At 73.9% G+C, this 9,474-nt stretch carries 11 protein-coding genes; all 11 read left to right on the top strand.

Annotation, left to right across the window (positions count from 1 at the left end; translation table 11 throughout):
• Positions 1 to 476: 476 nt before the first annotated feature.
• Positions 477 to 1,682 (top strand): MFS transporter, encoded by a 1,206-nt coding sequence (locus tag ACFV4G_RS40815; protein ID WP_380448231.1) that lies wholly within the window; start codon positions 477 to 479, stop codon positions 1,680 to 1,682.
• Positions 1,683 to 1,711: 29 nt separating this feature from the next.
• The gene (locus ACFV4G_RS40820; RefSeq protein WP_380448232.1) at positions 1,712 to 2,422 is read left to right on the top strand and encodes an HAD family hydrolase; all 711 of its coding nucleotides are present in this window, start codon (positions 1,712 to 1,714) and stop codon (positions 2,420 to 2,422) included.
• 135 nt (positions 2,423 to 2,557) lie between these two features.
• Positions 2,558 to 3,148, top strand: coding sequence for a DUF4913 domain-containing protein (locus ACFV4G_RS40825; RefSeq protein WP_380448233.1), 591 nt, complete (start codon positions 2,558 to 2,560; stop codon positions 3,146 to 3,148).
• Entirely contained in the window at positions 3,145 to 3,894 is a 750-nt protein-coding gene (locus tag ACFV4G_RS40830; RefSeq protein ID WP_380448234.1) for a glycosyl hydrolase, read from the top strand. Before ACFV4G_RS40825 ends, ACFV4G_RS40830 begins: the two co-directional genes overlap by 4 nt.
• Positions 3,891 to 4,379: a hypothetical protein gene (locus ACFV4G_RS40835; RefSeq protein WP_380448235.1), complete on the top strand. Its 489-nt coding sequence runs from the start codon at positions 3,891 to 3,893 to the stop codon at positions 4,377 to 4,379. Before ACFV4G_RS40830 ends, ACFV4G_RS40835 begins: the two co-directional genes overlap by 4 nt.
• Entirely contained in the window at positions 4,379 to 5,026 is a 648-nt protein-coding gene (locus ACFV4G_RS40840) for a hypothetical protein (RefSeq protein ID WP_380448236.1), read from the top strand. The genes ACFV4G_RS40835 and ACFV4G_RS40840 overlap by 1 nt, the downstream gene beginning before the upstream one ends.
• Entirely contained in the window at positions 5,023 to 5,865 is an 843-nt protein-coding gene (locus ACFV4G_RS40845; protein ID WP_380448237.1) for a hypothetical protein, read from the top strand. The genes ACFV4G_RS40840 and ACFV4G_RS40845 overlap by 4 nt, the downstream gene beginning before the upstream one ends.
• 12 nt (positions 5,866 to 5,877) lie before the next feature.
• Positions 5,878 to 6,678, top strand: coding sequence for a winged helix-turn-helix transcriptional regulator (locus ACFV4G_RS40850; RefSeq protein WP_380448239.1), 801 nt, complete (start codon positions 5,878 to 5,880; stop codon positions 6,676 to 6,678).
• Positions 6,679 to 6,792: 114 nt separating this feature from the next.
• A complete protein-coding gene (locus ACFV4G_RS40855; RefSeq protein WP_380448241.1) occupies positions 6,793 to 7,695 on the top strand; it encodes a DUF317 domain-containing protein in 903 nt (300 codons plus the stop codon).
• Positions 7,593 to 8,447 (top strand): DUF317 domain-containing protein, encoded by an 855-nt coding sequence (locus ACFV4G_RS40860; protein WP_380448243.1) that lies wholly within the window; start codon positions 7,593 to 7,595, stop codon positions 8,445 to 8,447. Before ACFV4G_RS40855 ends, ACFV4G_RS40860 begins: the two co-directional genes overlap by 103 nt.
• Before the next feature lie 147 nt (positions 8,448 to 8,594).
• Positions 8,595 to 9,474, top strand: an 880-nt coding sequence (locus ACFV4G_RS40865; RefSeq protein WP_380448245.1) for a helix-turn-helix transcriptional regulator, incomplete at its 3' end; no start/stop codon positions are given.

Below are 9,474 nucleotides of genomic sequence, written 5' to 3' on the forward strand. Positions count from 1 at the left end.
CCCGGCGCTGTCACTACCAACGCCGGCTGCACACGATCGAGGGGCGGTCCAATGAAGACCGCCCCTGATCGAGCAGCAGCCCGCTACACTCCACCGCGCAGCCCTCTGAACAGGCAAAACGTCGAAGTCCTGCTGGAGTACTAGTTCGTCGAGTGGGTGCAAGGTCTTGGGCCTGGCCGGGTGACTGCCACCCCGGGGCTCGGCCGACCTGCTCAGTTCACCGCGCTCGGCGGCGGCGTCCTTCCCTCAACAGGCTGCCCGAGCCTTGCAGTTGCTGGCACCGCCCTTCCCGCGCCGTCCGCGCTGCACCGCCGTTGCGAGGAGGCTTCTACCTCCTGTCCCCGGCCGTACCAAATCCCGGAATCCGCGGACTGTTCTCCCCGCAGCCGCACCAACCGAGGGGGCTGTCATGCCTGCGCATGCCCCGGCCCGGCGCGCCCGCGCGCCGCCGGCCGCACGACCAAAGGACCTCTTCCTTGAGCACCACCACCGCCTCCGGCCCAGCCCAGGACAGCAGCAGCTACCGCGCTGTCCTGGGCTCGCCGCACGTCGCCCGGCTGCTGGGCGGCACCCTGATCGGACGCCTGCCCACCGGGATGGCGCCGATCGCGATCCTGCTGCTGGTCCGCGCCGAGCACGGCCCGCTTGCCCTGGCCGGGTTGTTCGGCGCCCTCTACGGCCTGGCCGCCGCCGTCGGGCAGCCGGTGCTCGGGCGCTTGGTCGACCGCCACGGCCAGACCCGCATCCTCGTCCCCGCCACGATCGCGGCCAGTGCGGCGTTCCTGCTGCTGCCGTGCACCGGACCGGCCCGCCACCCGGTGCTCGCCGCGCTCGCCGTGGTCGTCGCCGGGCTGAGCACGCCGCCGCTGGAGGCGGGGCTTCGGGCGCTGTGGCCGGTGCTGCTGCCGGATCAGGACCGGCAGCGTGCCGCGCTCGCGCTGGACAGCAGCACGCAGGGCCTGGTGTTCGTCGCCGGTCCCCTGGTGGCCGCCGGCTTCGCGGCCGGTGCCGGTGCTCCCGCGGCCCTGGTGGCGACCGCGGCGCTCGGGCTGCTGGGCACCGGCCTGGTCGTGACCGCCGAGCCTTCCCGCACCTGGGTGCCGACCACGCCGGGCGGGCGGGTGCACTGGATGGGGCCGCTGCGGGTGCCGGGCCTTCGGGTGCTGTTCGCTGCGCTGATCGGCACCGGCGTCGCTCTGGGTGCGGTCAACGTCCTGGCGCTGTCCGCCGCCGAGCGCCACCATGCCGGGTGGCTGGCCGGAGTGATGCCCGCGGCACTGTCCCTGGGCAGCATGCTCGGCGGCCTCGCCTACGGCCGCCACGCCTGGCCCGGCGCCCCCTCCCGGCACCTGGTAGCCGCCTCGATCGGCTTCGCCGCCGGGTGGCTGCCGCTGCTGCCCGACCCCGCACCCGCCGTCGCCGTGCTCGGCGCGGTCCTGCCCGGCACCTTCCTCGCACCGCTGCTGACCGCCTCCTTCCTCACCGTCGACCGCCTCGCCCCCGAAGGCGAGAACACGGAGGCGTTCGCCTGGCTGATCGCCTGCATCGGCGTCGGCCAAGCCGTAGGCACCGCCCTCGCCTCCCTCGCCACCGCCCCGCTGCTCGTCGCCGCCGTCCCGCTCGCCGGGGCCGGCGCCGCGCTCTGGCTGCTGCACCGCTTCAACGACCGCCTCTCCGCCTGACCACCCAGCTCACCCCGAAGGACACCCCCGTGAACACCGTCTTCGCCGCCGCAACTCCCGCCACCCGCATGCACGTTGTCTGGGACTGGAACGGCACGGTCAAGGACGACCTCGACGACCACGTCTACGCACTGAACGCCACCCTGCCCGCCCTCGGCGGCGCCCCAGTGGACCGGGAGACCTACCGGGCCAAGCACACCGTGCCGATCCCGGCCTTCTACGCCCGCCTGCTCGGCCGCGAGATCACCGAACAGGAGTGGATCACCAGCGACAACACCTTCCTCACCCACCTGCGCGCCCAGCCGGTGCGCGTGCGCGAGGGCGCCGTCGAGCTGATGACCGCGCTGCGCGAGGCCAGCCACACCCAGTCACTGCTGTCGCTGTGCCCGCACGACACGCTGCTGCGCGAGGTCGAGCAGGCCGGGATCGGGCACTTCCTCGAGCGGATCGACGGCCGCACCGGCCCCTCCGGCGGCACCAAGGCCGCCCCGCTGACCGCCCACCTCGCCGCGCTCGGCCTCGCCGACCAGGCCGAGCGGGTGCTGCTGGTCGGCGACGCCGTCGACGACACGGACGCCGCCCACGCCAACGGCGCGCTCGCCGTGCTGCACACCGGCGGTCTCCACCACCCCGCCAAACTCGCCGCCACCGGCCACCCGCTCACCGACACCCTCGCCGACGCCGTCGCCCTCGGCCTGCGCCTGGCCACGGCCCGGCGCGACTACTCCGTCTGCGTCTAGCGCGAGTTGGCGGCCGAGCCAAACCGCCGATCCCCCAGATCCTCTTCCTCACCCAAACCACAGGAGCCCTGCCCATGACCCGCTGCAGAAGACCACCGCCCCGGTCCCCCGTCCGTCCGACCCCCTGGAAGTGCCATGTCCGACCCGCAGCCGGGCGCCCCCGAGCCCAAGCCGATCCGCATCCCCGACGAAGACCTCGACGACCTCGTCAGCGCCCTCAACCGCACCATGGCCGAGGTCCGCCAGCACGGTGTCCTCCTGGACCGTCTCGGCTCCGAAGCCGACAACGACCCCGACCAGGCGCCCGGCAACGGGCAGCCGGGCCCCGCCGCCGAGGGCCAACTCGAAACAGCCCCGACGCTGTTCATCCTGGCGATGGGCGGCGCACAGTATGCCGCCGAACTGGCCGGGCTGGCCAACTGGGTCAACCACCTCCTGCTGCCCAGCTACGGCCGGGAGATCGGCTCCGCCCGCCCCTGGTGCTCGCGCTGGTACGAGCACCCCGAGGCCGTCGCCCGCCTGCACGGCCTGTGGCTCGCGTGGCAGCAGCTGACCGCAGCCGAGGCCGGCCACACCGGCCCGTCCACCTGGCACCGCGACCACCTGGACCACACCCTGCTCCAACTGCGATCGCCCGACGGCCCGTTCGCCGCCTGCACCACCAGCCCCTCCCGGCCCGCCCACCGCCTCCTGTCCACCCCCGACCAGCTGGGAGGCGCCGCATGAACACCCTTGACTTCCGCCTCGACGGCCTCAAGGCCGCCGACGAGTCCGCCGGCCACGCGTACAACCACCCCTGGGAGAAGGACTTCCAGCTCATCTCCCACCACGACGTGGGCGAGCGCAGCTTCATCATCGCCTTTGACAAGACGGCAACCTGGGACTACCCCAACAAGGCCAACATCGTCTCCTTCGACGTCGACCGCGACAGCAGCCGAGGCCTGTTCAGCATGCACCGGGACGGGCACGCCACCTTCGCGTTCGCGCAGAACTGGCTCGTCAACCGCGGCTGCCCACCGGACAAGCTCGCTCCGGTCCTCGAGGTGCCCCGCCCCGCCGACGAGCTGTCCGTCCGGGTCGAGGACCGCATCCGGCGCTCGGGCGAGAGCCTGGAGGTCGGCGATTACCAGGTGATCGACGGGTCCGACGTCGAGGGCTGGAGCACCGCCGTCGACAGCCAGGCCCGGGAGCTTCCTGTCCGCGTGTTCCTGGAGACGCTTCAGCCCGACCAGTTCACCTACACGGTGCGCGAGGGGGCCTTCGCCGACCACACCGCCGCCGACGACTGGCTGGAGCACCGCTCGACCCCGCTGCCCGAGCCGCCCGAGTACCGCCGCGACGCCGACGCCCTACGCACCAGCGCCGCACTCGCCCGCAGCACCACCACCCCGGCCGTCACCGCCGCCGACGTCCTGGCCGCCGCGCCAGCAGCCGCCGCCGTCGCACGGACCGATCAGGGGCGGTCGCTGTGAGCCGCGCCAAGTACGCCTTCGCCGCCCACCCGGACGCCATCGCCGACCTGCGCCAACTGCCCGACGCCGTCCGTGACCAGGCCCTTCTGCACCTCCAGGACCTCGTGCACGGCGAGCGCGTCGCCAAGCGCCTCGATGGACGGCTGGAGGGCTGCCACAAGATCTACCTCGGCGTCGGCGAGAACTGGGCTTCGCATCGTCTGGTCGTCCAGTTCCGTAACGCCCCGCCCGCCTCCAAGCACCCGCGCGAGGTCTACCTCGTCGCCGCCGGACCCCGGCTCCACTACGAGGTCTACCGCTCCGCGCAGACCCGGCTGGGCCGCACCGCCGTCAGCGTTCCGTCCGGCGGCGGCCCGGCCGAGGAGGCCCGCGTCCGCACCGCCCGAGCCCGCTCCGCGCGCCCCGAGCCCGGCGCCGCCACCGGCCCGGCCTACACCTCCGCCTCCCCCGGCTACGCCACCACCGCTGCCCGAAAGGCCCGCTGATGACCAGCGCCCCCACCCACGCGGACCTCGCCACCTGGCTTATCGAGGCGGCCGAGGCCGTCTCCGGCCTCGTGACCGCCGAGCACCCCACCCCGCCTTCGCGCTCCTGCCTCCAGCCCGTCCTCGGCCCTCTGGCCGCCGGGCCGGACACCGTCACCGATCTAGCCCTCCGGCTGGACGAGTTGCTGGACGAGCAGTACCCGGCCAACCCCGCGGTCCTGTTCACCGTCGCCTCCTACGCCTCCGCCGTGGGCTGGCTGAGCGAGTCCCTGGCCGAACTCACCCAGGTCATCGACCTGCTGTGCACCCGCGCCGGCCTCCCCGCCGGCGACAACGTGGCCAGCGCCCCGGGCGAGGTGGCGGGCTTCGACCTCGCGGCCTACTCGGCGCCGGACCGGGAGGCGATCGTCGCCCTGGCCGACGAGGCCGGCCTTCCGCCCGGCCTGTATCTCCACGTTCTCGGCGGGGCCCTGGTCGCCGGCGGCCTCTTCGCGGAGGAGTGCTCGGAGATCGCGGGCGGCCTGGCCGAGGACGCCCGCGCACTCATGGACGAGTCGGTCAGCGCCGTCCCGCTCGGCGGGGAAGGCCCGGGTAGCCTGCCCACTCTGGTCCGCTCCCTCCTCGCCCGGATGGAGACCGCCGGGTGAACCCCCACGATCCGCTGACGAACCCCGCCGCCCACCTGGTCTTCGACCAGCTCGGCGTCGGGAACCCCTGGGAGCTGTACGCCCGCCACCCCGGCGAAAGCCCTCTCACACGCCGCGCGTTCATGGTGGCGTCCTGCGCCCGCGAGGTGGACCGGCTCCACCAGGACCTCACCGCCAGGGCCCGGCAGGTGATCGAACGCCTGGAGCCGATCGCCCGGGGCGACCACGCGTCGATGCGCGGGGTCAACGGCGTCATGCAGTCCGCCGGTCTTCAGGTCGAGCTGCTCGCGGCCCGGCGGGGCGCCGCCTTCGCGCAACTGTCCGATGTGGTCAGTGCCTACGAGCGGTGCACCGAGGCCGGTCTATCGGCAGCGGAGAGTCCGCTTGTCCTCAAGCACGCGGCGGCCACCGCCGCCCCGGCGCCGGCCGCCGAGCCCGATCTTCCCGACACCCCGTCCAAGTACGACCCCCGGACCCAGGAATTCGAGGCCCTCGCGGCGATCGACCGCGGCGAGCTGTGGCTGCGCCAAGACGCCCTGTACCACTTCGCGTTCCTCTCCGACGGCAGTGGCCAGCGTCCGTCGGTCTGGGCCCACACCGTCGAGGCGCCGATGACCGAGGACCTCGTCGCCGCCGACACCAGCACCTCACCCTACCGGCCCGGCCACCTGCTCTCGCTGACACCCGCCGGCAAAACCCTCCTCGACGCCTCCCGCACCGCAGACCAGCGCGTCGCCGCTGCCCTGGCCCGCACCCCCTCCGGCCCCGTCACCACGCCGGCGACCGGGCCCGTACCCGTCCTGCCTTTGGCGGCCGCCTCGCCGCCCCGCTCCCGCTGATCAGGAACCACCATGCCTTCCAGCCCCGAGTTCACCCGCACCGACCCGCAGCGTGTCGAGACGGCCCTTCGCTGGCTCGCGCCGAAGTGGACCACTGCCTTCGTCATCACAATGGCGCGAGAAGGCGGGCCGATGCGGGTCCACGAGCTCAACCGGCACTACCCGTCGCTCGCGCAGGCCAGCGTCAGCAACCGCCTGACCGCCATGGCCGAAGCCGGGCTGGCCCGCCGTGACGCCTACTCCCTGCCGTACCAGCTCACCCAGCGCTCGCTCACCCTCGGCCCGGCCTACCGGGAACTCACCGAGTGGTCGCGCACGCACATCAACCCGGCCCCCATGGACCGGGCCGAGCGGATCGAAGACGCCCTGCAGCGCATCCACCACCTGGACACGACCGCCATCGTCAGCCATCTCGGCGAACACGGCTCCGCCCGCTACGTCCAGCTCTGCGACGCGATCGGCCTGGACAGCAGCCAGCTCGGCTTCCGGCTCGGCCGCCTCCAGGCCAACGGCCTGGTCACCCGCACCGGCGAACACCACGGCGCCCCGTACACGCTCACCGACGCCGGCCGGGCGCTCGGCCCCGTCTACGCCGCTGTCGAACGCTGGGACCTGCGCCACGACTCCGCCCAGCCGGCGCCCGTGCCCACCGCGGCGCGCACCCACGCTGGCGCGCTCACCGGCCCGGATTCCGCCCGGACCGCGGCGGCGCTGCGCCGAAGCCCGGTCCCCGCCGCCTACTTCAGCCACGCCCCGCAGCCGCAGGTGCCCGCTTCCGCCACGGCCACCTCCTCACAGGCCCGAGGAAGGTGACCGCCATGACCGCCCCGGACAGACCCGGCCGCACCCGCCCCTGCGGGCCCGTGCGCCGTCAGGTCGCCGCCGACGGCCCACGGGCCCGCTCCCCGTCACCAGGAGCAAACCCCCGTGTCCGCTTTTCCCCTTGTGTACGTGCGCCCGCTGTACCTCGCCAGCCCCGGCGACCCCTTCACCGTGACCTTCCCGCTGGACACCGCCCCCGGCTGGTCCAGGACCGAAACCCCAGACCTGCTCCGGTACACCAGCCCCTGCGGACGCGCCACCGTCACCCACGAACCGGCCGCCGGACAGGGATCGTGGACCGTCCGCGAGTACACGACCCCCGGCGGCGAGCTGCTCTGGGCGGCCCGGTTCGGCCCCGGCACCCCGGCCGAGATCACTGCGGCGTTCATCACCCCGCTCATCGACGGCCTGCGCAGTAACCACCGCGACTACCTCGAAGGCGGTCCGCGGTACCGGCCGGGCAGCCCGGCCTCCCTGCTGGCCGAGCGCGGCTGGTGGCCGACCCCGAACAGCCCGACGGGCTTCCACGACCAGATCGCCCCGGACGGCCGGGCCTACTACCGCCACCGGCTGGGCCACCAGCCGGCGGAGGCCGAGCTGGACGGTCAGGTCCCGGCGTCCTGGAGCATGATCGCCGGAAGTCCCCACCGCCCGGTCTGGCAGGCGGACTTCACCATCGGCGTCCCCTTCTACCTCCTCAGCAGCGCCGCCATGGCCCTCGCCGTGCACCCGGCCAAGCGGCTGCGGACGGAGATCCCGCCCGCGAACCGCGCCCACATGTCCACCGCACGCGCGACACCAGTGGACTTCTCCCTGCTCTCCGGACCACCGCCCGTGCCCGCCGCCGCCCCGAACCCGCCCGGGGCCGCCGGCCCGCGCGCCGCTGACGAAGGAGAGCCTCCCCCATGCTGGCCTACCCCTGGCTCGAACGCCCCCGCGAGTACCGGGTCTCGCCCCGCTACCTCGCCGGCCCCACCCACACCGGCGACCCCGGACTCCAGCCGCTGATCGACGCGGGCTGGAACTTCAGCCGCGACGACCTCGGCAACGTCTTCGTCACCACCCCGGACCACACCGTCCGCTGCGGCTACCTGCCCGAGGGCGACCGCGGCCCGCTCTGGGTGATCAGCGCGCACGCCCACGCCTTCGCCCCGCCCGCCTGGCTCATCACTCTCGACCTCGAAGCCCCGCCGGAGATCGTCGGCGACTTCACCACCGCCCTGGCCGCCGCCCACGCCACGGCCCCGGAGACCGTCGTCGCCGGGGACACCAGGATCGGGAACGACGTCACCAACCAACTCCTCCGCGAGGGTTGGCGCATCGACCCCCAGCCCTCGGCCACCGCCCTGCGAACACCCGACCAGCTCGTCACCCTGCACCGGCGACGCGGCCACCTGAACCACGAGGCCGAGATGGCCGGTGACGGCGAGCGCTGGCTGTTCGAGGTCGGGCCGCCCGACCACCGCTGGTACGCGGCCGCCTCCTCGGGCATCCCCGCCGAGCTGCTCGGCACGCTGACCACGGCGATCGGCAATCCCGGAGCCGTCGAGCGCTACATCCGGCCCTCACACCTCGACCGCCTCCCCCGGCAGGCCATCGCGGTGCCGGCGGCGCCGACTCCACTGGAGGTCTCCCGCGTCCAGGCCGCCCTCGCCCACTCGGCCACCCCGCCCCGGGCCACCGCCTCCACGCTCGCCTACACCACCGCCACCCGCCCGCCGACCGCCCCACAGCGCGCGCTCGCCGGCCGATCCCGCTGACCCGCCACGAGGACCTATGCCCAAGTACCCGGAGAGGCCGCGCGAGTTCCGGATCGTGCCCTGGCCAACCGCCCTCTTCAACGCAGCCATCACCGCCCGCACCCCACGGCGCGAGCGCGCCATAACAACTCCCTGAGGGAGCCTCCAGTGGGCACGCCCCTGCTCGGCCTGCCCCTCACCCCCGCTGAGGCAACCACCCTCCGGTACCTCACCGAGGGCTACTCCATCGCCGACATCGCCCACCGTGAGGGCATCTGCGCCGCCACCGTCCACTCCCGCGCGGCCCGGGCCCGCCGGAAGTTGGGCGCCATCAGCAACGACCACGCCGTCCAGCTCTACGCCGAGCAGCAGGCCACCCAGGCCCAACCTCCGCCCGCTCCCGCTGCTCAAACCCCCTCGGAGAACACCATGTCCGACCCGACCGCCCTCGGCCACGCGGACGCGATGATCGAGAAGGCCTGGGGCCACCCCATCGCCGAACTGGGGAAGGCTTCGGTCCGGCACCCCGTCGAGGACCCGCTGCTGCGCGCGGCGACGCACACCCGATCTCACCTCGTTGTCGTGTCCAAATCGGTTGCCGTACACCAGGACCGCCTGCACGCCCTCACGCGGCCGGGCCACGTCCCCGCCTTCTACGGCCCCGACCGGATCACCCAGTCCGCGAGCGCACTGCAGACCGCCTACGCCGAGAGCAACACCGCCTTGCAGGCCATCAGCCACGTGATCGCCGCGCGCGAATACACCCTCACGGACCAGGCCGACACGGCCGTCGAACGCGTCCAGGCCGCCACGGCGCGTTCCACGCGGGCCCTCGGCCTCTGGGCCTGCCGGCTGATCAGCCCGTTCCGCCGCCGGCCACCGGCCGGAGCAGCCCGCTACCGAACCTGCTGTAAACAGTGGTCAGTTCTCGTCCCGGGGGGGGGGGGGGCGGGGGGGCGGGGCCCCCCCCCCCGCCCCGGGCCCCCCCGGCACCCCCCCCCCCCCGCCCGGCGCCCAAACCGGGCCGCAATAAGCGCGCCAGAGAGCC

It is taken from the genome of Kitasatospora sp. NPDC059747 (assembly GCF_042732955.1).
Classification (GTDB): Bacteria; Actinomycetota; Actinomycetes; order Streptomycetales; family Streptomycetaceae; genus Kitasatospora.